Raw genomic sequence first — 24233 nt, 5'->3', positions numbered from 1 at the left:
TCCATGGAATAGAATATCCCTTATTTATTATCGTCTCCTTTTTGGGATTCTTTAATTGAGTCTAACAATTGCCCTATTCTAACTGTTGCTTCGATTCCTTTATCTTCCTTGAATCTCAATTCAGGTGCCGTATACATCCTTATATTTTTTGCAACATAGGTCCTGAAGTACCCCTTTTTCTGTTCGAAATAGTTAACTACATCTTTTCTTTTCGCTTCATCTCCTAAAACGCTCACATACACATCTGCGTATCTTTTATCTTTAGACACTTCCACTCTCGAAATGGTTATCAAAGATTTCATCGGATCTATATTTGGATCTTTCATTTCCATTAAGGCTTCCGATAATACTTTTCTAATCTCAGATTCAAGCATCTTAAGTTTGTACTCCTGTTTCATCTTCAACACCTCCGAAGATTAAATCTTTAGATTTATTAAATACTATTTCCAACTCATGATACATAGTTTCTAATCGAGACGGTTTAATTCCTAAAACTTTGAAAACAACTTGATCTAAATACGGCTTACCATAAGATAAAGAATTTCCTGGCAGAAATATATTTGAAAAAACATTGGCAAGGTGTACAATACAAGACATTTCTATGTAAGGTGAGTCAGGATTTAAAGAAGGCTTTTCATGCAAAATGGCTATTGATACATATTCTTCCGGAAATTTCCAATGACGTAAAAGTTCTCCACCAATCTCCATATGTGTATCCACACCAATTTCATATTCTATTAAAAACATAGGCTTAGAAAGGTCCCTACTTACTTTGGAAAGTTCAAAAATATACATTGGAAATAATAAGTCTACAGCAAGTTTTCCAACATCGTGTATTAATCCAGCAAGGAAAACTTCTTCACGGTTCATATACCCGATACTTTTAGCGATTTGTTCTGAAAATATAGCGGTTGCCATAAAGTGTGACCAAAGCTTATCATGATCTACAAATGTGGTTTTCGAATGCAAAGCAGAGTATGTAAAAACGCTTAAAGCAAGATTTCTCACAGTCTTAAAGCCAATTATAACTATTGCCTCACTAAGCTTTGTTATTTTTCTTGGTAACGCGTAGTATGCTGAATTCACTAATTTAAGTATCTTTGTTGAAAGCCCAACATCCATAGAAATAACTTTTTCAAATTCTTTTGCGCTTACATTTGGATTAGAGGCCGTTGATATTATTTGTTGTACTATTACGTCAGGAGTTGGAATTTCTGTAACAGTAGATATCATTTCTTTTATCATCATCAACCATCCCAACAGGTTATTTTAATTTTTTGGAAGTGTCACGATAAATTTTGTATATTTACCAACTTCAGATTCAACCAATATATTTCCTTCATGAAGTTCGACAATTTCTTTAACAATAGCTAAACCAAGACCTGTACCAGGAACTGCGTACGTTAGTTCATTATCAACTCTATAAAACCTTTCAAATATTTTATCAAATGCGCTTTCCGGAATTCCAATTCCATTATCTTCAACAATAATCTTTACTATTTCTCCTTCATCTAACACGTCTATCCTAACAAACCTTTTTTCTTTTGCTTGATCAGAAAATTTTATAGCATTGCTTAAAAGATTGACTATTACCTGCTCAATACGCTTTCTATCACATTTAATCTCTAAGTTAGAGCAGTTATACTCGACTGTTACATCTTTTTCCTTTGCCATATTTTCTAAAGTTTCTATTGAGTGTTCAATTATTTCACATATATTGACGCTTTCTTTTAAAATTTTCATCGTATGAGATTCAAGTTGAGAAAAATCAAGTAAGTCACTAAGCAATTCTTCTAAACGGATTGATTGGCTGTAAACCACATCGAGGAATTCATGTATTTCTTCTTGGCTCATAGGCATATTCAACATCGTTTCAACATATGCTTTTATTGCTGCAAGCGGGGTTCTCAATTCGTGGGAGATATTGGCAATAAAATTAGTCTTTATTTTGTCTAATTCTTTTAATTTTTGGACTTCTTTTTCCGAAGTTATGTTTCTTATGTTAACAAGTACCTTTTTTTCTCCAAGAAGATTTACTTGTTTCACAGAAATACTGAAAAATGATTTGTGAGTTTCGACTTCGAAAAATTCCTCATTATTTTCTATACGATCAATTATTTCCCGTAAAAGTTCGGTATTATCTTTTAAATTATCTTTAGCTTTACTATTTGTAAACTCAATCTCTTTAAGTTCATTTAAAACAACAATACCATCGTTTGAAAGGTTAATGATGCTCTCAAAGTACTCCCTTGCCTTGTCAACGAAATCTATGAGTCTAAGGTTCTCAAGTGTAATTCCTGAAAGGTAAGAAAGAAGTTGAATATAATCAACAACTTCTGCAGTTGGCTCTTCGGTTGTTTCAATCACTATTGTCGAAAGTAGTTTGTTTGCTTTGAATACAGGAATTAATCCAATGTATCCATTTTCTAATGGTAAAAATGTAGGATAGAGTCTTTGCTCAATCCATGGCAGATAATCTGAAAAAATTTCTTTTTCAATATGTTGACCTTCTGGTTCTGAAAAAACAAGATTATTTTGATTAAAAACATTGAGAACACTAAAACTGACGATTTTTTTTAAGATTTCTGATACTGCAGTATACAACGATTTTTCGTCTCTTACTTTGGATATTTCCAACATATACTTGGAAAGAAGTTGTTGAATTTCCATTTCCTCACCTCTTTTAAACGTACCTAGTAAATTTTACATCTTTTCTGGTGTGCTCACTCCGAGTAATCTTAACCCCTCAGAGAGTATAATCTTAACCGCAAATACCAAATTCAGCCTTGCATTTGTCATTTCGGGATTATCTTGATCTACAATTTTGTATTCTGAATAGTATTTGTGGAACGCTGAAGCTAAGGTTTCAAGGTAATCTGTCAAATAGTGAGGCGAAAGTTTGTCTCTTACCCTTTCAAGTATATCATCAAAAGATGAAATTAATTTTATAATTCTCATTTCGCTTTCATTTTCAAGTAATTCTATATTATCAAATAAACTAAATTTTAGGCCTTTAACTGTTGCATTTTCAAACAGACTCGCGATTCTCGCGTGCGCATACTGAACATAGTAAACTGGATTTTCGTTTGTTTGAGATTTTGCAAGCTCAAGGTCAAAATTCAAATGTGTGTTAACATCTACCATTGCAAAGAAATACCTTGTAGCATCTCTACCAACTTCATCGATGAGCTCATCTACAGTCACGAATTCCCCAGCTCTTGTACTCATCTTAACAACTTCATTTCCGCGTTTGAGTGTCACAAATTGATGCAAAACAAAAACAAGAAAATCATCTGGGATATTCAAAGCCTTCATCGCAGCTTCCATACGTGGAAGATGTCCATGATGGTCACTCCCAAAAATATCTATCGCTAAGTCGTAACCTCTTTTGAATTTTTTATAGTGGTAAGCTATATCAGTTAAAAAGTAAGTATAACTCCCATCGCTTTTGATGAGAACTTTATCGTTGTCATTTGCAAAATCTGAAACTCTAAACCAGATAGCCCCTTCATTTTCGTAAATTAAACCCTTACTTTCTAGTATATCTAGTACTTCTTTTACTGTGCCATCGTCTATGAGACTCTTCTCACTATAAACATTATCGAACTTTGCATTGATTTTCTCAAGGGTTGTTTCAAACATCTTTGTTATATCTTCCAAAGCATATTTTCTAAATATTTCCTCAACTTCCTCATCCCAAATGCCGTCAAATTTTTCACCATAATCTTTTAAAACTTTTTTGGCAATGTCAATTACATAATTGCCTCTGTAACCGTCTTCCGGTATGGGTTCATCTTTACCTAAAAGCTGTTGATATCTTGCCCATACGGACTTTGCAAGTAACTTTATTTGTCTTCCAGCGTCGTTGAGATACATTTCTTTGGTTACATCATATCCTATATAACTTAAGATATTTCCAAGTACGTCACCGATGACAATCTGTCTTCCATGACCTACTGTTAAAGGCCCAGTTGGATTTGCGCTACCGTATTCTAAAATAATTTTCCCTTTGTTTTTGAACTTCCATATCTCTCTTGGATTTCTTAAAAAACCATCTAAAAAGTCTCTATAAAACGACTTTGAAACTTTAAAATTTATAAAACCGGGACCGGCTATTGTAATTTCATCAAACATAGGATGACCATTTAGTTTTTCGACAAAATACTTTGCAACGTCTCTGGGAGCTTTTTTGAAATACTTCGCCCCGACGAGAGCTATGTTGGTAGAAAAATCACCAAACTGTTCTTCTGGAATTTCAACAACAAAATCGTACTCAAATCCCGTTTCCATTAAAAAACTTTTCAAGATGCTTTCTATTTCTTTTTTTATCATTTGTTCTAAACCTCCAATCTTTCTTTCAATTATTAGTATTCTTAATCATGTCGATAAATATCATCAGTTTACACATTGAAGTAATTTTAATAATTTTGCGTTTCAAATATAACATTCCACACTTCATCTAGCCCTTCCTTAGTCAACGAGGAACATGGAATGATTCTCTCTATACCATAACTTTTTAATATATTTTCAAAGTACTTGATTTGTTTTAATCTCTCAGAACTATTCAATTTATCTATTTTTGTAAGCAAAACAACAGGCTTAACTCCAAGTATCTGAGTCCATTCAAGTAACTGTTCATCTGATTCCATCAGCTCATGTCGCGAGTCTATAAGCGAAAACATTACTTTCATATTCCAAGAACGTTCGGAAAAATATCTCTCTATAACTTTTCTCCAAAGTTCTCTGTCTTTTTTCGATGTTTTTGCATAACCGTAGCCAGGTAAATCTACAAAATAAAATCTGTTATCAATCAAAAAGTAATTTATTGTGCTTGTCTTACCCGGATTTTTACTTACAAACGCTACTTTTTTACCTACAAGTGCGTTAAGCAAACTCGATTTTCCGACATTTGACCTTCCAACAAAGGCATATTCACCGTTAAGAGGATGAGGAAATTTATCATTTAGTGTTGCTATTACCTTTACGAGTTCTACCTTTTCTACTTTCTTTGGAATTATCTTCATTAAGTGCCACCTCCAATACTTCTTCTATCGTTTCGACAAATGTAAATTTCATCTTTGTTCTAACCACTTCAGGAACTTTTTCAATATCAACTTCATTTTTCTTTGGGAGTATAACATGGTATATACCTTTTCTATATGCTGCCATAACTTTTTCTTTTATTCCGCCTACAGGTAGCACTCTTCCCCTAAGTGTTATTTCTCCAGTCATAGCTATATCATTTCTCACAGGTATATTTTTAACAACAGATACTAAAGCCGTTGTTATAGTTACACCAGCGCTAGGACCGTCTTTTGGTACAGCTCCTTCAGGTACGTGTACATGGATATCGTTCTTAGTGAACTTTTCAGCATATTCGTCGCCAACTATTTTGCGTGCAAGACTCAATGCAATACGCACGGATTCTTTCATCACATCGCCAAGTTGACCGGTTATTATAAGTCCGCCGTTACCGGGTATCAACGTGGATTCTATATAAAGTGTAGTACCTCCATTTGGTGTCCAAGCGAGCCCTGTTGTAACACCAATCATTGGTTTTTCCAATTTGTCTTCATCTTTAATTTTGCTTGGTCCTAAGTATTCAGTAACTTTTTCTGGGCTAATCACAATTTTTTTACCTGTTTTTATAGCATCTAACGTAGCTTTTCTAACAACACTCCTTATCTCCCTTTCGAGTTCTCTCACACCAGGTTCCAAAGTGTACTCGTTTATTATTTTCTTGATAGCTGTATCTTTAAATGAGAAAATTTCATCGGCTTTTTCAACGAATTCAGATTCAATTTTAGGAATTATGTAATTTTTCGCTATATAGAATTTCTCAACATCTGTATAACTCGATATTTCTATAACTTCCATTCTATCGCGCAACGCTGGTGGTATCGTATAGAGTACATTCGCCGTCGTAACGAATAAAACCTCGGAAAGGTCGTAAGGTAGTTCAATGTAATGGTCAACGAACTCTTTATTTTGTTCTGGATCTAGAACTTCCAAAAGCGCAGATGCCGGATCTCCTTGGAAGCTTATGCCCATCTTATCTATCTCGTCTAATAGTATCACTGGATTTTTAACACCGAGTTTTCTTATGAGTTGCATAATTCTACCAGGCATAGCTCCAACATAAGTACGTCTGTGTCCTCTTATCTCAGCTTCATCTCTCAGTCCGCCCAATGACATTCGGCCAAATTTTCTATTCATTGCTCTAGCAATAGATTTCGCAAGTGATGTTTTACCAACACCAGGAGGACCAACAAAACAAATAATTGGAGCTTTGGCTTTTTGAGACACTTTTCTAGTTGCAAGATACTCTAAAATTCTCCTTTTTGGTTCATCTAAACCGTAATGGTCTTCGTTTAATACTTTTTCCGCAAAATTTATATCATCGGTATCATCGGTTTTTTCGTGCCAAGGTAAGTTCAATATCCAATCTAAGTAAGTTCTTACAACAGTCGCTTCTGGCGCGTATGGTGACATTTTTTCAAGCCTGTTAATTTCAGCTCTCGCTTTTTCTTTAACAAATTCAGGATAATTATTATTTTCAATCTTCTCCTTTAATTCTTTTATCTCAATATCTTCTTCTCCACCAAGTTCATCTCGGATTACTCTCAACTTTTCTCTAAGATAATATTCACGTTGTGACTTTTCGATTCTTTCTTTTACTTTTTGATCAAGCTGCTGTTCAATCTCAAGTAATTCAGTTTCTCTTGCAAGTATGTCTAAAATCCTCTCAAGCCTATTAGCTGGGTGCACTATCTCAAGTAATTGCTGTTTTTCTTCTATATTTCCAGGGCATAAGGAAGCTGCTATATCAGCGAAGACATCTGGGTTATCAACATCTTCAAGTAACATTAGCGTTTCTGGAGGAATCTTTCTTGAATATTGCACGTACTTGTGGAGTTCTTCTTTTACCATTCTCATTAAAGCAATCAGTCTCTTTGATTTACCATAACGCGTGCGTAGAATCTCTATTTCGAATTTAAAGAATTTTTCTCCAACATTCTTTATCCATTTCGCACGTGCAATACCTTCCACAAGCACTTTAAATGTTTCATCTGGTAACTTTCCAACTTGTATTATTCTAACTATTGTACCTACTTTATACAAATCCTTTTCTGTGGGAGTTTCAACGGCAGGATCTTTTTGGTTAACGACAAAAACAATTTGATTAGTCTTTTCCATGGCTTCCTCTAAAGCCATTAAGGAAATTTCACGTCCAACGTAAAATGGTACAACTGTATTTGGAAAAATAACCATATTACTTCTCATTGCTATTGCTGGCAAAACGTTAGGGATAGAGATTTTTTCTTCCCTTGCTTTTTTTGCTTCTTTTTCAAGCCTTGAATATTTCCCTTTATTATCATTCTTATTTGGCAATTATAAACACCTCCTCAATCTTTGCAATATCTCTTGCGAGACACATAAACTAACTTTTCTGTGATTTTCATCAATATGTTCAAATCTTATATTGATAGTCTCTTCATTAAAGAATTGATTTAATGTCTCGCCCCATTCAATTATAAAAATACCATCATCTTCTTCAAGTTCAGCCTCTAATATATAAAAAGCTTCATCGATACTATTTAATCTGTATGCATCAATATGATAAACGGTTTTATGACAACTATACACATTCATCAGAGTAAAAGTTGGACTAGTAACCATTATTGGATTACAGCCCAATCCATGAACAATTCCTCGCACAAAAGTAGTTTTCCCACTTCCGATTTCACCGGAAAGAATTAATATATCACCATTTTCCAAACAACTTGCAAATCTTTTACCTAAATTTATAAGTTCTTCTTCGTTTAAGATTCCCAGTTCAACGCACGATTTACCGCTTGTTTCCACTTATTGAATTCCTCCTCACGATTTTCTTTTGGTGTGAATATTCTGTCTATTTTCCTGATTTCTTTTAATTTATTTTTGTCAACCCAACCCATAGCTATCGCTGCAAGTGTTGCTGCACCAAGCGCGGTTGTTTCTCTATTTACAGGTCTTTCAACAACTGTATTAACCGTATTGGACAAAATTTGCATTATAAGATTATTCTTAGAAACTCCTCCGTCGACTTTTAAAGTTTTTATGTATATCTCACTTTCTTTTTCCATTAAAGCAACGAGTTGACCTACCGAGAATGCAATACCTTCAAATGCGGCGTATATTATATGTCTTTTGTCTGTTCCAGGTGTTAATCCAATAATCAATCCCCTTGCGTAAGGATCCCAATAAGGTGCACCCAAACCGGTGAATGCTGGAACAAAATAAATACCACCGTTATTTCCCACCTGGAGTGCAAGTTCCGTTAACTCTGCACTATCTTTGGCAAAACCAAGGTTCCTAATAAGATAATTTACCAAAGTTCCAGTTATGAAAACACTACCCTCTAATGCATAAACAATTTCATTACCTATTTTCCATCCAACTGTGCTAAGCAAATTATGTTGTGAATTTATTATCTGATCTCCAGTATTCATCAAAATGAAACTTCCTGTACCTAAAGTACATTTTACATCACCTTTTTCAAAAGCTGTTTGCCCAAATAGTGCGGATTGTTGATCTCCAACAAGTGATGAAACTGGTATACCATCTTTTGTATCACCAATGTATTGAGCTGTATCAACTAACTTAGGAAGAAACTCCCTTTTAACTCCAAAAAGTTCTAAAAGTTCATTATCCCAATCCAACGTATGTATATTAAAAAGCATTGTTCTCGAAGCATTTGAATAGTCTGTAACATGTTGACCAGTAAGTTTCCAAGCTAAATAAGAATCAATCGTACCAAATCTCAGTGTTCCTTTCGCCGCAGCTCTTTTAACCTCTTCAACATTATTCAAAAGCCATTCAATCTTTGTAGCTGAAAAGTATGGATCAACAACTAAACCTGTTTTATCTTTTATTACTTTCCCAAAATCCTTTCTTAATTCACTTGAACGTTCAGCTGTTCTTCTACATTGCCAAACAATAGCGTTGTATAAAGTTCTTTTTTCTTCTTCATCCCACGCAACAATTGTTTCCCTTTGATTTGTTATACCTATTGCTTTTATTTTTTCACCTTTCGATTCGGCAACTCTCTTACATTCTTCAAGAACTTCAACAACCGTTTGCCATATTTCTTCAGGATTATGTTCGACCCAACCTTCTTTTGGATAAATTTGTTTAAATTCTCTTCTTGCTTCGTGAAGCATGTTAAAATTTTCGTCAAAAAGAATAGCTCTTGTGCTGGTTGTTCCTTGATCTAAACCTATGTACATCGTATCTCCCCCTCTAAACGTTTGGGTAATTAAACAATTAAATATACAAATTATTTGAAAAATCTTCCAATTATATTTATTATGACAGTAATTACAATACTCAAAATTATCATAGTTGTTATTGGAAAAATAAAGACAAAATTTTTCTTCTTTATAACTATGTCACCTGGTAACCATTTTATATCACTCATCTTCGATATCAGATATATCATCAAGCCCGTTATAATAATCATTACTCCTACCATGATCAATAATTTTCCAATTTCCTGCATTTTCTCCCTCCTTAAAGTAAGAAAATGGCAGCGCAACCATTTCACCATCGTCGGTCTGGAGAGTAACCTTTGATAAAAACACATTAACAGTTATAACTTTTGCAATTTTTCCGTCGTAATATATTGTCGAACCTTCGTCAGGAATATTTTCCAACATCTCTATGTAAAAATCGTGTTCGTACATTAAACAGCACAGAAGTCTTCCACACGGACCTGTGATTTTTGACGTATTTATCATCATCTGCTGCCTTTTGGCATGTTTTAAAGTAATACTATCAAATTCTCTGAGAAAATAAGAACAGCAACTTCTAAGACCACACAAACCTAAACCCTTGATAAATTTCATTTCGTCCCTAACTCCAACTTGCCTTAGTTCAATACGTGTTTTAAACTCTTTTGCAATATCTTTAACAAGCTCCCTAAAATCCACGCGTGTTTTAGAACTAAAATATATAACTAGCTTGCTTCTATCGAATATATACTTTGATTGCAGTATTTTCATTGGAAGGTTATGCTTTTTCACAAGATCTACAGTTATTTCCCTTGCTTTCTTTGCAATTTCTTCGTTCTCGCGAATTATATCTAAATCTTCGTCTGTAGCTTTTCTGATAATCTGTTTTATTTCATAATCAACATCGTCAATACTTATATCTTTTGGTCCGCTGAGTATTTTTCCATAATCCGTTCCAAATTCACTTAAAACTATTGCATAATCACCATACTTGAATCCTTCACCATTATCACCGTAATATACTATTTTTCCCATTGGCATTAACTCTACACCGTAAACTGTAGCTTGAAAGCTCATATCTTTCCTCCTCCATTATTTTCTTGTGAATCAAAGAGTGCCATAAATAAAACATAATACGTGAGTTGATAGTTGAAATTAGCGATTTTACTACTCTGGATTTCATCACATATCTTTATATATTTTAATTTTTCTTCATCACTTAACTTACTTTTAAAAATAAACCAGGAAACGACTTTACTAAAAAGCTTCAAGAAAGTTATATTGTTAATCTTCGATATTTTAGCCACAAATTTAACGTACTCATCCAAATTTGCATTTTGATACTTTTCTATGAGAGATTTTAGTGTAAATATCTTATCTATATCACTAAAACCTTCATCAAATAAATCTTCTTCATTTACTATAGAATATTTTTTCTCTTTAATTTGCTCAAAAAAATCGTAATTCCAGAAAACTATGTGTCTTTCAAAATCATGGAGTTCTTGACATTCAGTTGGAAAAGGTATATTTATTCTCTGGACTCTGCTTTTAATAGTCGGCAAAATTGAACTCCATCTTGAAGTTACAAGAATTATTTTTGCGTATTGTGGAGGTTCTTCGAGCGTTTTTAAGAATGCATTAGCAGCTTCCTGCGTCATTTTATCAGCTTCGTATACAACAACGATTTTTGCTTTATCATTCGATCGAAAATCTAAAAAATCTATAACTTGTCTTATTTCATCTATACCTATGTTATTTTCAGGTTTGACAATGAATGTATTATCAATTCCACCATCTATACTTTTTTCAATAATTTGCATACCGTAGGAAACATTGTGCACAACTATACAGTAACTTTTCCCTTCTTCTAATAAAGGCAATGATGGTAGCATTCTTTTTTATTCCCCCAATTCTTTCAAAAGCCCAGTATTTTCTTCTTTCTTAAAAAATTATACCACAAAAGTACACAAAATCACAGTATGCTAAATTTACAAGATAATGTATAATAAAATATGAAAAATATTGAAAGGGTGTGTTAATGTGGAAACTAGGCGCATAAAAAATGTAGTTTTTGACTTGGGAAGAGTTCTCATCGATTGGCAACCATACGAATATATGATTAAAAAATTTGGCAAAGAGACTGCCGAGTTCTTAGAAAGAGTGATATTTAACTCCAAAGAGTGGAACTTAATGGATAAAGGTATAATAAATGAACATGAGCTGTGGAATTTGTTTATATACAAGCACCCAGAATACAAAATACCTATCGAACATCTGAAAGAAAACGTGACTAATTTACTCATAGAAATAAAAGATAACACAAAATTATTAGAACCTTTAAAAGCAATGGGCTACAAACTATACGTACTTTCTAATTTCAGCGAAATGAACTTTGCTTACGTCTACAGAAAGTACGATTTCTTCAAAAAGTTCGATGGAATGGTTATATCAAGCCATGTAAAACAAATAAAACCAGATAAAGAAATTTTTGAAATACTTATAGAAAGGTACAACATAATTCCACAAGAATCGTTATTTGTAGACGATAGATTGGAGAATATTCAAACAGCTGAAATCTTAGGTTTTGAATTTATACATTTGACAGACCACACAAAACTTAGAGAAGAACTCGAAAGAAAATTGAATATCAAATTTGATGAACACAATTTAACAGGAGAACAATATGAGACGACTGCAAAGTGCTCGAAGCAATCAATTTAAGCAAAAAACCGATACAATATATGTAAAAATATCCGATAAAGAAATTAAATGTACAATTGTAAGGCATTCGAATAGAAAAAGCATCAAAGTGCTTGTAAATAAAGGCACTGTGAAGATATTTGTTCCCAGCCAAACAAGTGATAAACAGATAAAGTCTCTCTTAACACAACACGGCGCAAAAATATATGATATATTGGAAAAAGAAGTAAGGCAAAAAGAAGAGCTAATAGAGAAAATATCCTTAGGAGAGTATTATATTGCCTATTTGGGCAAGAAAATTCCAGTTACATCCACTGAGTCTCTTGAAGTACCAATTCGATTTGAGGAACACGAAATAAAGATTAACAAAAGATACATCGACTATGCCGATGTGCTTTTGAATAGATTACTGAGAAAAAAAGCAGAAGAATATATCCCTGAAAGAACGAAATACATTGCGTATAAAAATGGTTTTAAATTTGCTAGAGTTAAGATAAAAGACACAAAAACAAGATGGGGAAGTTGCTCTTCAAAAGGTACGATATCTCTAAATTGGCGCCTCATAATGGCACCAGTTGAAGTTATAGATTATGTTATAATCCATGAATTAGCACACACTGTAGAGATGAACCATAGTAAAAAATTTTGGGAAGTTGTCGGAAGACACTTCCCAAATTGGAAATTATGCAGAGATTGGCTAAGAAAAAACGGACATAACTTGAGCATTCCATAATTCCATCATGTTATTTACTTTTGCTTATAGGAAGTTAAATATTTCTCCCTCAAAACTTTTGCGTGCTCTTGAGGTATTTCAATCACTTTTCCTATTTTTAATGCTTCAATGTAAATCTGGGCAGTTTTTTCTGCAACTTGCGTTGCAATAAATGCTTCATGTAAGTTTTCACCTACACATACCAATCCGTGGTTTCTCAAAAAGACACAATTATTTTGCCCAAGGGCGATAAAAGCATTTTTTGCCAACTCCCAACTTCCGGGTAAAGCGTACTCGGATACTCTTAACCTTTCCCCAAGAATCATAACTGCGTCTTCAACAATAGGTGGAATTTCACTAACTGTTAGTGAAATAACTGTGGAATACACTGGATGAGTGTGGATTATAGCGTTTATATCTTTCCTATTATTGTATATCTCAATGTGAAGTGGCAACTCAGAAGATGGTTTCAAACTTCCGTAAAGCTTATTTCCTTGCTTATCGACAACAATTATATCTTCTGGTTTGAGCAAATCATAAGGATAGCCAGATGGAGTTATGTATATAAAATCACCAAAGCAAACACTAATATTTCCCCAAGTCCCTTTAGTAAATCCAGCTTCGCTAACTATTCTCGCGTATTTTACTACTTCAGTTGCGACATCTGTATTAAACACCATTTGAGACTAAACACCTCCAAAATTTATTGAAATTTATTAAAACTTACTCTAATCTGAAAACTCCATCGCTTGTCTCAACAGTCAAAAGCTTTGGAATAATTCCAAACTTAGTTGTGTATTTCTGCGACACTTTCTCGAATATTCTCTCAAAATTTTCATTTGCAAGAACAATGACACTTCCACCAAATCCCGCTCCAACAATTCGTGCACCGTAAATATCTGCGTACTCTTCAAATTGTTCAATCATAAAGTCTATCTCTTCACAAGATACTTCATAATTATCTTTCAAACTGTAGTGTGATTCATAAAGGTAGCGACCAACAAGTTGTAAATTCTCCGTTTCGAGAGCTGAAAGTGTTTTAAGTACTCTCTCATTCTCCGTTATGACATGCAAAGCGCGTTTTTTTAGTACAGGTTCGATTAACTTTTCCACATCATCCATTGTTACCTCTCTGAAACTCTTTTTTCCCATCGCTTCAAGCGCAAGCTCGCATTGCTTTCTTCGTTTGTTGTACTCTGAAGAACCTAACTCGTGTTTTATACCTGAATCTACAAGGTAAATCCTAGCACTGTCAAGATGGAACGGTATGTATTTGTATTCCCTCGTCATAGTGTCTATAAACAACGCGTGATTTTCTTTAGACAACGCTACAGCGTATTGATCCATAATCCCACATCTAACGCCAACGAACTCAACTTCGCATTCATGCGCAATTTTTGCAAGTTCTTCTCTATTTATATCGTAATTCATCATCGATAAAATCGCGTAACCGGCCCCAACTTCAAGTGCAGCCGAACTTGAAAGCCCTGCTCCCATCGGCAAGTTCGAATCAATCTTCATATTAAAAGGCTTCACATCGTAACCATGTTCCTTAAGTTTAACAATCATACCTATAACGTAGTCTGCCCAAGAATTCGTTTTTTCTAATGTATTAAATTCTATTCCTTTTTTTATTTGTTCGGAAAACACTCTGAATTTTTTTGATGGCTCAATCTCTATTTTCACATATCGTTTGATAGCAAACGGTAGTATAAAACCATTATTGTAATCTGTATGTTCCCCAATTAAATTTGCTCTCCCAGGTGAATAGACAACTATCTTTCCATTCATACTTCAACCTCCACATTCTTTAATTCTCTTGCCGCTTCTTCAGGCAATTTTGGATTTATAAACGCCCACGTTCCTGTTTCAACACTTGCCATCCACTTTATTTTGTCTTTATCTCTCTTTACTGGATTGAATTCTATATGGAAATGAAACGCATGATCGTATCTTATATCGTTAACAGGAGCTTGGAAAAGCATCATCATATACGGAAAAGCCTGTTGGAACAACAAATCATATTTCATTGTAACAACTTTTAAGGTTTTTGCCAAGAGGTATCTTTCAAAATTTGTTAACTGTACAATTGAGCTAACGTGCATTTTTGGATACACATGAACTTCGTAAGGCCAACGAGCATAGAAAGGAACAAACGCAATAAATGCATCATTTTCATATATTATCCTCTCTTTCAATTTTAACTCTTCCTCAATCACATCACAAACACCACATCTACCATGTTCATCGTAATATTCAGAAAGTGCACTCAATTTTGCTTCTATTCTCTTTGGAATAAATGGGAAAGCGTACAATTGACCGTGAGGATGTGGTAGTGTCGCTCCAACTTCTCTTCCCCTGTTTTCGAAGATATATACATACTTAATGGACGGATGTTGAGCCAAATCTAAATACCTATCAACCCACATTCCAACAAGCTTCTCTATCTGGTGGACTGGCATAAGACTCATCGAACTTTCATGTTCGATAGTATAAACAACGACCTCACATTGACCATTAGATTTTTCTTTTCTGAAAAGCTCACTCAAGGAGTTTACTTCTGGAGCATTCAATTTCATCGATGGAAATCTATTGTCAAAGGAAGCTAAGTCGTACGGTTCAGAAAATTCGTCTCCTCCTGGGCATAATGGACAGAAATTTACCGGATTAGTTGGCCTTTGTTGTGTAAACGCAGAAACCATTACCCACTCCCCTGTAAGTACATTCCAACGTCTTTCCATCATTTTACATCACCCTTTGCTTTACCAGTATTATCTTCCGTATAGTAATTAAACGTCCTTCCATCTTCTCTCTTCTCAACACTTTTAAATAATTTAACTCTTGGGGTATCGAATTCTATTTTGTACTTAGCATTTCCAAGATCTTCTATTGTAAGCTTATCACAACCATTCAAACCACAGCTGGTGATTTTGTATACACCTTCCATTAAACCCTCGACCCTGTACTTCCTTCTACCATATTTTTTGTACTCTAAAATAACATTCCAAAGCTCTTTGTCTATATTAAGTGAGAGATTATCACTTTGAATAATCATATTATCAAGCAAAAGAGAAACGTACGTATAAAGTTGTCTGTGATTATCCGAAAGCTGTGTTTCTTCCTTTCTAAGCATCAAACAGTCTGGATCGTTCCACCACCAAACGTTGTTCATAAAGGATCTTGTAATGACATTTCTAAGTGCGAAATAAGCATTTGGGTAACCAATATCAGGTCCGTTTAAATCCCAATAAGGTGCTGTATCCGCACTTATTCTCATACCATCAACATATCCAATGCTTGGTAATAAAGGTGCACCACAACCAAGGACAAAAGAATCGCCTGTAGCTTTTCTTATCGTTTCCATACCAATCCTGTAAGCTTCCACTGGAGTGACATTCAAGTAACGTTTGCCTTGTATAGCTCCAGCAAAGAGAAAATCGATTTTAAAATAATCAAACCCTTTACTTTTCAAATCGATAAAAAGATTCAAAAGCCACTTTTGCGCTTCTGGATGAGTTGTGTCCAGAGCGTAAATTTTTTTATTCCAATTTTCATAGGCGACTATCGGATTTCCATTGTTATCTTTAACAATCCATTCAGGATGGTTTTTAAATAAATCCGAAGTCTCGGCTACACTAAAAGGTGCCAACCATACTCCAGGAGTATAACCGTACTCTTTAATCTTACTTGCAACTTCTTCGAGTGAAGGAAATCTTTCATTTACTTCCCAATCACCTATATCTCTTTCCCACGCATCATCTATTTGAAAGACTTCGTAACCGTACCCATATGATTTCTCAAGATCTGAAATCATCTTATTGTAATCATAATCCAAGAAATATTGGTACCAGCTTGACCATCCTATTGGATTATATCTTTTGTAATTAGCGTTGTTTTCTTTTGCCACCAAATCCGCATAGTAAGGTAATGCGATATCTGGATTTTCGTACAACACTACAAACGATTCAACCTTTGTCCAACCGTCAAAACTTTTACCGAAGAACTTTAACTTAACATTTATACTATCTTTTGATAATTCAAAGAACGGATGACCGATTTTAGACTGAAGTGCACCTATCACAAAATTGTCAGAAGCTATAAAATAATCACTTACAAGTGAATTAAAGTATTTCTCTGGCATAATGGAAGCACTGAACCCAAATTTTTGAATTAGTTCTTTTGGAAAGTCAATTGAGAAATCTTTGCTTACAACTCTTGCTGGTCCCCAAGATTGCCAATTGTTTAAAAAGATTCTTTCAGGTTTTGGAAAAGTAAAAATTTCTACTTCATCTACAATCCCATTAACTTCCACGTTTACTTTGTAACCAAGATGAATTTTTTCAAGTTCAACAATACATTCAAAGTCTTCATATTTTCTGTAACCAATTACCTTGCGCAAATCTTTGAGAGATGAAATATAAATACCCATTGTTTTATCACTCCCCTATTTTATCAATTGTTGATTCCCTAACAATCAATTCCACATCTAATACATTTTTAACATTTTTTCCGATCTTCTTAGTAAGTATCCCGTGGAGCATCTCAAATGCTAATTTGCCTTCCAAAATTTTGTCAATTTTAACTGTTGTAAGTGAAGGGGAAATAAACTTAGAAAAATATATGTCATCATACCCAACAACAGCAATATCTTGTGGAACCTTTATCCCTTTCTCTTTCAAAGCACCAATTGCACCTATCGCAAAGACATCATTAAAACAGAAAATACTGTCAAAACTTATACCTTTTTTCAATAGTTCCTTTACTTTGTTGTACGCACTCTCATATCCTTCTTCAATCTCATAGACAAGAGATTCATCGTATTCCAATCCAAAATCTTTAAGTGCCTTTCTATAACCATTTAACCTCATTTTTGCGACAGATTTATAAGTAAACCCATTCAAAAACAATATTCTCCTTCTTCCAATTTCAATAAGATGCTTAGTTGCGAGATAACCACCTTTTTCATCGTCTGTGTATATTTCCGGGACGTCTAGCTCATCGAAGTGAACACCAAGCACGACAAAAGGTATCCCTTTTTCTGATAGAAGCTTTATATCGTCGCACTTTTCTTGTGTAGGCGAAATTATCATCCCATCTACTCTCCTGCCAATCATAGTTTTTATAGCTTCGTTTTCTAATTCATAACTTCTTTCTGTGTTCATGAAAATCACGTTGAATTTTTTCTTCTTGGCGGCCATTTCTATACCTTTCAAGACTTCGGAATAAAATGGATTTGAGCTATCTTCTAATATAACACCGATAACGCGTGTCAAACCGTAACGCAGCGAAACGGCGGTTGCGTCCCTTATGTAACCTAAACGATCCGCAACTTCCAGTACCTTCTTTTTAGTTTCAACATTTATATCTGGCTTATCATTTAAAGCTCGTGAAACTGTATTTATTGACACCCCAGCTTCACGTGCTATATCACGAATAGTTACAAATTTTTTCAATTTTTTCACCTCGTTCTTCCGTATTTTTTCGCTTTTATTTTATTACTTTCAGTTCAAAGGCATTTAACTCGATAATTTGACTTCCTATAAATATATTATTCCTCTCATTTTTAAGATTTAATATGTATGTTCCATTCTTTGCTTCGGAATATTCCACATAGCTACCTATGAACTTTGGCTCAAGAGTTCTTGAAAGTATATTCAACCATCCAGCTTCATTTAACACGCTCGCCAAATAGTACCTATTTGACTTCTTAACAAACAGCGGCATTCCATTGTCAAAAGTCCCCAAAATCTTTCCATCGTAAATTCTCAACTCATCTATCCAATAATCTACTTCAAAATCTGCATTCAAAATATTTGCTTTAGACTTATCAATAGCACCGAAATCCATTACTTCAACGCCAAACTCATCAATTAACATGTGTGGAGCTCTTTCGACTACCCAATTATTCTCATCTTTCAATCCCGACATACAAGTCATATAGACATTTCCTTTGAACAACTTTATTTTTTCAACAAACCCATTATCGATTTTGAAAGCATAAGGAACAATGAGAGTATGGTATTCCGACAGATCATCATCTGCAAAAACGAAATCAACGTTATATCCCAACTTTCTTACCGCTTTGAAAATTTCAATTATATTATCCCAATATCTGAACTTTCTGTTTACATGATTTATTCTGTGAATCCATTCATTTTCGTAATCAAAGTATACTGCCACCTCTTTTTTTGACTCAACAATACCAGGAGTTTCACTCTTTACTTTACTGTACATTTCCAATCTCTTTGTGGGTCTTCCAGCATAGTCTAACAATCCACCGTGATACTGTTCTGCTGCAAATCTAATTTGATCGAATCTAAAGGGCATAACTCCAAGTGCTCCGTTTATATATCCCTGCTTTGTCCACATATTGAGATACTCACCTGGGTAATTTTCATTCACATCACGCCAATTGACCCTTCCGGGTTGTTGTTCGATAACAAGAAATGGTGATTTTTTCAACGATCGCATCAAAACATGATTTGCAGATTGTCTTAAAGGGTCGTATTCTTTTGTTGCAATGTAATTATCCCAAGAAACAAAATCAAGGTATTTAGCCATCTCCCTGTAATCGATATCCATAAAATCAACCATAAAATTATGTGTAATAGGTTTATCTGAATATCTTCGAATGATTTCAACTTGCATATTCATATAGTCTATGGAGCTGTCGGACATAAATCTGTAAATGTCAAGCATCTGATGAGGATTCTCGAAAGTTGGAGTATTAATTGGAAATCCTATCTCATTCCAATCACTGTAAGTTTGACTCCAAAACACCGTACCCCATGCTTTATTCAAATTATCCAGTGTACCGTATTTTTCCTTAAGCCATTCAATAAACTTCTTCCTATCATCTTCTGTAAAGGAATAAGTAGTACCGTGACAACCGAATTCATTATCAATTTGCCAAGCATCTACTATCGAACCATATCTTTTTGCATACTCTTCTACAATGCGTGCAGAATATTCCCTGTAAACTTTCGAATTTGTCGAATAGTGCCTTCTACTTCCGAATTCTCTAACTTTTCCATTATAATCCCTTGGGAGAATCTCAGGAAATTTTCTGATAAGCCAAGCTGGTGGTGTTGCTGTCGGAGTTCCTAAAATAATATTTATCCCATTATCTTTGAGAAGCTTTATTGCCTTATCAAAAAGTTCAAAATGAAATTCTCCTTCTTTCGGTTCAAAAACAGCCCAAGCAAATTCACCTATTCTTACCCAATCAATACCATATTCTTTCATTATCTCTATATGCCTATTCCAAAAACTCTCATCCCAATGCTCTGGATAATAATCAGCTCCGTAAATTTGCATAAAATACTCCTCCCTAAAAGTCTTTTTTGGTAACGTTACCGGTACAATTCACATCAATTAAAACAAAATATCCATACATTTCAAAATCTGATATGGTATAAATAAAAGCTTAAATTCATGAATAAATGCAGAATTTTTATTTAATCTCTTTAAATCTTTTTATTTTACTATTGCATAAATTCATAATAGTGTTAAAATAGTTCGTATGGCGAAGTATATGAATCCGTATAGGTCTCTCAAGAACAAAAACTATAGAAAGTTCTGGATAGCTCAGAGTATATCATTAATAGGTTCTTGGATTGATACCACTTTAAGAGGGTGGGTAGCTGTTAGTTTGTTTTCAGAAGACAAAGCAGCTGGCTTTATAGGACTTATTGCTTTTCTTAAAGGTTTCCCCTCTATTTTCTTCTCCCCTATTGCTGGTGTGCTTATAGATTGGTTTGGTGCAAAAAGCATATTGTTCTATACACAACTTTTAGATGCGGTAAATGCTTTTATTATGGCTTATCTTGTTTGGAAAGGTTTACTAAGTCCTGTGTTTTTGCTTGTTTTAAGTTTCGCTATGGGTGTTACAAGTGGTTTTTACCTTCCTTCGCGCAATACATTTATTTCTTCTATAGTAGATAGATCATTACTTCCAAATGCATTGGCACTACACTCAATGATATTTAACGTTGCGAGGATGGTTGGGCCAACTATAGCTGGTTTCATTGTGAAATATTATGGACTACAATTGGGATTTGTTATAAATGCCATATCATTTGTTCCACTTCTCGTTGTACTGTTGATAATTCCTGAAGAAAAAATTGGTTATTCCAAAAACAATTCTTTTGGCAAATTCTTCAAAGATCTTTTCGAGGGTGTGAAATACCTTGTAAAAGATCGCACGCTTAGTTTAACGTTAACAGGATTAAGTGTTTACTCTTTATTTGGTATGCCTTTTGGTATGCTTATGCAAGCTTTTGTAAAAAGTGTTGTTAAGTCTGACATTGTTGGCTACGGGTTGATAATGGGCTTTATGGGACTCGGTGCTTTTATTGGAGCTAACATCGTAGGCGCTGTACCACCGGAAAGATTAATAAAGCTTCGAGAAGAACTTCTGCTGTTGATTATAGGAGTAAACATATTAATAGCGTCTTTTTATCCTACTTTTACACCTTATGCAGCATTAATAATTGGCGCGTGCCAATCTTCGTTTTTCAACATCACAAACAGCAGGACACAACTTTTATCACCAAATCACATGAAAGGCAGAGTTATGTCTTTGTATTCATTTATAAATACAGGTGGTTCCCCAACAGGTACATTTCTTCTTGGGCTTATAGGTAATAAAATTGGTGTAAGAAATTCATACGTTTTTTCCGGTATAATAGTTACAATTTATGCGATAAGTAGGATAACTTTCCTAGTCAACCACCCAAAAACTGTAAACACTCCTACTGAGAAGTAATTGATACCAATTATTTGTACCTTCCTCTTTCTATCTCACTTAACTATAAGTTGTGTTATTTTTGTTTTTTATACTATATATGGTATAATCTCAGAACGGAAATTCCTGAGAAATGCCTGAGAAACCTAATGCATAATATTTCAATAATTTTTTTGGGGAGGTTATATTATGTATTCCACATTAACCAGCGTTATTGAGCATTGGAAGGATGTTGAACTTTCAAAGAACGCTTACAAAATTTTGTCGGAAAGATACTTTTTAAAAACTCCGAGTGGTGAATTTTTAGAAAAGAGCTGGGATGATATTTGCAGACGTGTTGCGAGAGTTATCGCAACCGCAGAACTTGTTAATAATCCAGAATTGAAGGAAAAATCGCCTTTTGAACAACTTGACGAAGTAAAATTTTGGGAATCTACATTCTTTGACTTCTTAAAATCAAGGATATTCATTCCAAATAGCCCTACACTTTTTAATGCGGGAATGGGAGTTAGACACGAATTGCTTTGGAAATCCATTGATGATATGACATTGGAAGATTACTGGGAAATATACAATTCCAGGAATCATTTACACATGCTTTCAGCTTGTTTTGTTGTTCCTGTAGAAGACAGTATAGAAGGTATATTCGAAGCAGTCAAAGAATACGCATTAATTACAAAAGCAGGCGGAGGAATTGGTAGTAACTTTTCAAGACTTAGACCCAAAGGGAGCTTTGTGGCTGGAACTCATGGCCAAGCGAGTGGTCCAGTATCTTTCATGCATGTTTTCAATTCTGCTGTTGGAGTTGTAGAACAGGGATACAGACGCAGAGGGGCCTTGATGGGGATACTTAACATAGACCATCCCGATATAGAAGAATTCATAACTGCTAAAGAAGGAAACGACGGAGAAAAGGTTCTTAAATTCTTCAATATATCTGTTGGAATAACTATGGATAGGCAAGAATTGCTTAAATTATACATGGAAGATGGTGAAATTGAACTTAAACATCCTAAATGCAATGGTTCAAAGAGAGTTAAAGTTAGAGAATTGATAAATAAAATAGCAAAGAATGCTTGGAAAACAGGAGATCCAGGACTTGCTTTCTTAAGCGAAATGAATAAATACTACGCAATGTACCCAGAGATGACAATTGAAAGCACAAATCCATGCGGTGAAATTGGTCTTGCACCTTACGAAGCTTGCAATCTTGGCTCAATAGATGTAGCCAAGTTTTATATGAATGGTGAATTCAATTGGGAAGCTTTCGCACAAGCTACAAGACTCGCTGTAAGATTCCTCGATGACGTTATAGATGTCAATGTATTCCCACTCGAGAAAATAAGAAAAGCGGTTACAGACAGTAGAAGAATAGGGCTTGGGATAATGGGTTTTGCTGACCTTCTTTACATGATGGATATTCCATACAACAGTCACGAAGGTAGACAATTTGCTGCAGATATGACAGCTTACATGGCAATACATGGACATGATGAATCAAATAAACTAGCCCAATTAAAAGGTAGTTTTCCACTTTTTGAAAAAAGCAGGTATTACAGAGAAGAAGGATTTGCACCATTTGCTATGGGAATGAGTAAATATGATAATGAATTAAAAGAAGTGTTTAAAGAATCCAAGAAAGGAAAGAGAAATGTTGCGGTGTTGACCATTGCCCCAACTGGTTCAATTTCGAATATAGCCGACACGAGCAGCGGACTAGAACCTAATTTCTTACTTGCTTATGTGAGGTATATGAACAAACACGACGGTACAAAAGAAGCGTTGTTCTATATTAATAAAGTCCTTGAATCTAAATTAGATAAAGAAATTCTTGGGAAAGTAAAAGATAAATTAGTTGAAAAAGGTTCACTGCAAGACATTCCAGAAATTCCAGAAGAAATAAAGAAAGTGTTCGTAACTGCAATGGACATTTCTCCAATGGATCATTTACTTATGCAGGATGCATTCCAAAGATATGTTGACAACAACATTTCAAAAACTATAAACATGCCTAATAGTGCAACAGAAGAAGATGTACTGAACATATACCTCGAAGCGATGAAGCTAAATATCCGTGGATTAACGATATACAGGGATGGATCATTGCAAACTCAAGTACTCACTTCTGCCAAAAACCTTAAAACAAAAGATGCTCCAAAAGTACAGTTCTTCGTATTGGATGAGAAACATAAACTTAGACCAAAGCCGAGAAAAGAAACGCTCAGAAGCGTCACAAGGAAATTTAAAGCAGAAAGTGGCACAACTTATATAACCGTTAGCTTCGACGACAACGGTGAAGCAGTTGAAATATTCCTCTCGAATGGTACAGAACTTGCCGAAGCGATAGGAAGACTTAGCTCTATTGCGTTAAGAGCAGGTGTTTCAGCTGAAGAAATTCTAGAACAACTTAAAAAAGTAAAAGGCACATATACACCCGCGCTTGCAAAGGAAATTAAACTTGCAGTTGACGATTTTGTGGAACTTTGGGGAGAAAAACCAGCTGAAGAAATTGATACATTTGTCATCGACGGAACTATTAAAACAGCTGAAGAAATAGAAAAATTCGTTACTGCAAATGGTTTGCAATGGAGCGAAGGATATTACATAGATGCAGATGGTAACACTTATTGTCCATCATGTTTATCGAAAAATAGTATTATAAAACAAGAAGGATGTACAAGCTGTAGAAAATGTGGATGGAGCAAATGTAGTTAATAATTAATTGATGCTATTTATTATTCAAAGAAAAACACCCCCGTGGTAATTTTGATATACCATCTCGGGGGTGTTTGTTTTTATTTTA

The 24233-nt window shown here is 34.5% G+C and carries 21 protein-coding genes; 4 read left to right on the top strand and 17 right to left on the bottom strand.

Going from position 1 to position 24233, the window contains the following annotated elements; genetic code table 11:
- Positions 1 to 20: 20 nt before the first annotated feature.
- From rbfA to AS161_RS05850, 11 genes are all read right to left on the bottom strand, one after another.
- Positions 21 to 398 carry a 30S ribosome-binding factor RbfA gene (gene rbfA / locus AS161_RS05900; RefSeq protein ID WP_011993587.1) on the bottom strand — a complete coding sequence of 126 codons (378 nt, stop codon included), beginning with the start codon at positions 396 to 398 and terminating at the stop codon, positions 21 to 23.
- Positions 376 to 1245 (bottom strand): HDOD domain-containing protein, encoded by an 870-nt coding sequence (locus AS161_RS05895; protein ID WP_241241344.1) that lies wholly within the window; start codon positions 1243 to 1245, stop codon positions 376 to 378. Before AS161_RS05895 ends, rbfA begins: the two co-directional genes overlap by 23 nt.
- Positions 1246 to 1269: 24 nt before the next feature.
- Positions 1270 to 2670 carry an ATP-binding protein gene (locus AS161_RS05890; protein ID WP_011993589.1) on the bottom strand — a complete coding sequence of 467 codons (1401 nt, stop codon included), beginning with the start codon at positions 2668 to 2670 and terminating at the stop codon, positions 1270 to 1272.
- Between the two features lie 33 nt (positions 2671 to 2703).
- A complete protein-coding gene (gene argS / locus AS161_RS05885; RefSeq protein WP_011993590.1) occupies positions 2704 to 4332 on the bottom strand; it encodes an arginine--tRNA ligase in 1629 nt (542 codons plus the stop codon).
- 86 nt (positions 4333 to 4418) lie between these two features.
- Positions 4419 to 5024: a ribosome biogenesis GTP-binding protein YihA/YsxC gene (gene yihA / locus AS161_RS05880; RefSeq protein WP_011993591.1), complete on the bottom strand. Its 606-nt coding sequence runs from the start codon at positions 5022 to 5024 to the stop codon at positions 4419 to 4421.
- Positions 4960 to 7392 (bottom strand): endopeptidase La, encoded by a 2433-nt coding sequence (lon, locus tag AS161_RS05875; RefSeq protein WP_011993592.1) that lies wholly within the window; start codon positions 7390 to 7392, stop codon positions 4960 to 4962. Before lon ends, yihA begins: the two co-directional genes overlap by 65 nt.
- A complete protein-coding gene (gene tsaE / locus AS161_RS05870) occupies positions 7393 to 7866 on the bottom strand; it encodes a tRNA (adenosine(37)-N6)-threonylcarbamoyltransferase complex ATPase subunit type 1 TsaE (RefSeq protein ID WP_011993593.1) in 474 nt (157 codons plus the stop codon).
- On the bottom strand, positions 7824 to 9269 hold the full coding sequence (glpK, locus tag AS161_RS05865; RefSeq protein ID WP_164542113.1) for a glycerol kinase GlpK: 1446 nt from the start codon (positions 9267 to 9269) through the stop codon (positions 7824 to 7826). Before glpK ends, tsaE begins: the two co-directional genes overlap by 43 nt.
- Before the next feature lie 50 nt (positions 9270 to 9319).
- Complete coding sequence (locus AS161_RS05860; RefSeq protein WP_238374620.1) at positions 9320 to 9481, bottom strand: DUF2905 domain-containing protein; 162 nt, start codon at positions 9479 to 9481, stop codon at positions 9320 to 9322.
- On the bottom strand, positions 9453 to 10349 hold the full coding sequence (locus AS161_RS05855; RefSeq protein WP_164542112.1) for a stage 0 sporulation family protein: 897 nt from the start codon (positions 10347 to 10349) through the stop codon (positions 9453 to 9455). The genes AS161_RS05860 and AS161_RS05855 overlap by 29 nt, the downstream gene beginning before the upstream one ends.
- Positions 10346 to 11164, bottom strand: coding sequence for a hypothetical protein (locus tag AS161_RS05850; protein WP_164542111.1), 819 nt, complete (start codon positions 11162 to 11164; stop codon positions 10346 to 10348). The genes AS161_RS05855 and AS161_RS05850 overlap by 4 nt, the downstream gene beginning before the upstream one ends.
- A 148-nt stretch (positions 11165 to 11312) precedes the next feature.
- On the opposite strand from AS161_RS05850, the gene AS161_RS05845 reads away from it, so the two are divergent.
- Complete coding sequence (locus tag AS161_RS05845) at positions 11313 to 11993, top strand: HAD family phosphatase (RefSeq protein WP_164542110.1); 681 nt, start codon at positions 11313 to 11315, stop codon at positions 11991 to 11993.
- Positions 11956 to 12705 (top strand): SprT family zinc-dependent metalloprotease, encoded by a 750-nt coding sequence (locus tag AS161_RS05840; protein ID WP_164542109.1) that lies wholly within the window; start codon positions 11956 to 11958, stop codon positions 12703 to 12705. Before AS161_RS05845 ends, AS161_RS05840 begins: the two co-directional genes overlap by 38 nt.
- Before the next feature lie 14 nt (positions 12706 to 12719).
- Here AS161_RS05840 and AS161_RS05835 read toward each other — a convergent pair whose 3' ends face one another.
- Genes AS161_RS05835 through AS161_RS05810 form a run of 6 tightly spaced genes read right to left on the bottom strand, consistent with a single transcriptional unit; the run spans position 12720 to position 20001 of the window.
- A complete protein-coding gene (locus AS161_RS05835) occupies positions 12720 to 13364 on the bottom strand; it encodes a class II aldolase/adducin family protein (protein ID WP_164542108.1) in 645 nt (214 codons plus the stop codon).
- Positions 13365 to 13407: 43 nt separating this feature from the next.
- Positions 13408 to 14463 carry a galactokinase gene (locus tag AS161_RS05830; RefSeq protein WP_164542189.1) on the bottom strand — a complete coding sequence of 352 codons (1056 nt, stop codon included), beginning with the start codon at positions 14461 to 14463 and terminating at the stop codon, positions 13408 to 13410.
- Between the two features lie 8 nt (positions 14464 to 14471).
- Positions 14472 to 15428 carry a galactose-1-phosphate uridylyltransferase gene (gene galT, locus AS161_RS05825; protein WP_164542107.1) on the bottom strand — a complete coding sequence of 319 codons (957 nt, stop codon included), beginning with the start codon at positions 15426 to 15428 and terminating at the stop codon, positions 14472 to 14474.
- Positions 15425 to 17113 carry an alpha-galactosidase gene (locus AS161_RS05820; protein ID WP_164542106.1) on the bottom strand — a complete coding sequence of 563 codons (1689 nt, stop codon included), beginning with the start codon at positions 17111 to 17113 and terminating at the stop codon, positions 15425 to 15427. The genes galT and AS161_RS05820 overlap by 4 nt, the downstream gene beginning before the upstream one ends.
- A gap of 7 nt (positions 17114 to 17120) precedes the next feature.
- Positions 17121 to 18137, bottom strand: a complete 1017-nt coding sequence (locus AS161_RS05815; RefSeq protein WP_164542105.1) for a LacI family DNA-binding transcriptional regulator — start codon at positions 18135 to 18137, stop codon at positions 17121 to 17123.
- Between the two features lie 34 nt (positions 18138 to 18171).
- Complete coding sequence (locus AS161_RS05810; protein WP_164542104.1) at positions 18172 to 20001, bottom strand: beta-galactosidase; 1830 nt, start codon at positions 19999 to 20001, stop codon at positions 18172 to 18174.
- A gap of 205 nt (positions 20002 to 20206) precedes the next feature.
- Here AS161_RS05810 and AS161_RS05805 point away from each other — a divergent pair, with 205 nt between their 5' ends.
- Both AS161_RS05805 and AS161_RS05800 read left to right on the top strand, forming a co-directional pair.
- Complete coding sequence (locus tag AS161_RS05805) at positions 20207 to 21451, top strand: MFS transporter (RefSeq protein WP_011993605.1); 1245 nt, start codon at positions 20207 to 20209, stop codon at positions 21449 to 21451.
- A gap of 168 nt (positions 21452 to 21619) precedes the next feature.
- Positions 21620 to 24145 carry an adenosylcobalamin-dependent ribonucleoside-diphosphate reductase gene (locus AS161_RS05800; protein WP_164542103.1) on the top strand — a complete coding sequence of 842 codons (2526 nt, stop codon included), beginning with the start codon at positions 21620 to 21622 and terminating at the stop codon, positions 24143 to 24145.
- Positions 24146 to 24233: the final 88 nt, after the last annotated feature.

Origin of the sequence: Fervidobacterium sp. 2310opik-2 (assembly GCF_011057735.1) — a bacterium.
Classification (GTDB): Bacteria; Thermotogota; Thermotogae; order Thermotogales; family Fervidobacteriaceae; genus Fervidobacterium; species Fervidobacterium nodosum.
The sequence above is the reverse complement of the archived record's forward strand: the minus strand, read 5'-3'. Positions and strand labels throughout refer to the sequence as shown.

What these genes read in the sequence shown, in the direction of transcription:
- AS161_RS05810 (WP_164542104.1), bottom strand. Translation starts at nt 20,001, where the DNA reads ATGCAAATTTACGGAGCTGATTATTATCCAGAGCATTGGGATGAGAGT.
- argS (WP_011993590.1), bottom strand. Translation starts at nt 4,332, where the DNA reads ATGATAAAAAAAGAAATAGAAAGCATCTTGAAAAGTTTTTTAATGGAA.
- AS161_RS05895 (WP_241241344.1), bottom strand. Translation starts at nt 1,245, where the DNA reads ATGATAAAAGAAATGATATCTACTGTTACAGAAATTCCAACTCCTGAC.
- AS161_RS05890 (WP_011993589.1), bottom strand. Translation starts at nt 2,670, where the DNA reads ATGGAAATTCAACAACTTCTTTCCAAGTATATGTTGGAAATATCCAAA.
- rbfA (WP_011993587.1), bottom strand. Translation starts at nt 398, where the DNA reads ATGAAACAGGAGTACAAACTTAAGATGCTTGAATCTGAGATTAGAAAA.
- AS161_RS05820 (WP_164542106.1), bottom strand. Translation starts at nt 17,113, where the DNA reads ATGGGTATTTATATTTCATCTCTCAAAGATTTGCGCAAGGTAATTGGT.
- glpK (WP_164542113.1), bottom strand. Translation starts at nt 9,269, where the DNA reads ATGTACATAGGTTTAGATCAAGGAACAACCAGCACAAGAGCTATTCTT.
- AS161_RS05850 (WP_164542111.1), bottom strand. Translation starts at nt 11,164, where the DNA reads ATGCTACCATCATTGCCTTTATTAGAAGAAGGGAAAAGTTACTGTATA.
- AS161_RS05800 (WP_164542103.1), top strand. Translation starts at nt 21,620, where the DNA reads ATGTATTCCACATTAACCAGCGTTATTGAGCATTGGAAGGATGTTGAA.
- AS161_RS05840 (WP_164542109.1), top strand. Translation starts at nt 11,956, where the DNA reads ATGAGACGACTGCAAAGTGCTCGAAGCAATCAATTTAAGCAAAAAACC.
- yihA (WP_011993591.1), bottom strand. Translation starts at nt 5,024, where the DNA reads ATGAAGATAATTCCAAAGAAAGTAGAAAAGGTAGAACTCGTAAAGGTA.
- galT (WP_164542107.1), bottom strand. Translation starts at nt 15,428, where the DNA reads ATGATGGAAAGACGTTGGAATGTACTTACAGGGGAGTGGGTAATGGTT.
- AS161_RS05855 (WP_164542112.1), bottom strand. Translation starts at nt 10,349, where the DNA reads ATGAGCTTTCAAGCTACAGTTTACGGTGTAGAGTTAATGCCAATGGGA.
- AS161_RS05835 (WP_164542108.1), bottom strand. Translation starts at nt 13,364, where the DNA reads ATGGTGTTTAATACAGATGTCGCAACTGAAGTAGTAAAATACGCGAGA.
- AS161_RS05805 (WP_011993605.1), top strand. Translation starts at nt 20,207, where the DNA reads ATGGCGAAGTATATGAATCCGTATAGGTCTCTCAAGAACAAAAACTAT.
- AS161_RS05860 (WP_238374620.1), bottom strand. Translation starts at nt 9,481, where the DNA reads ATGATATATCTGATATCGAAGATGAGTGATATAAAATGGTTACCAGGT.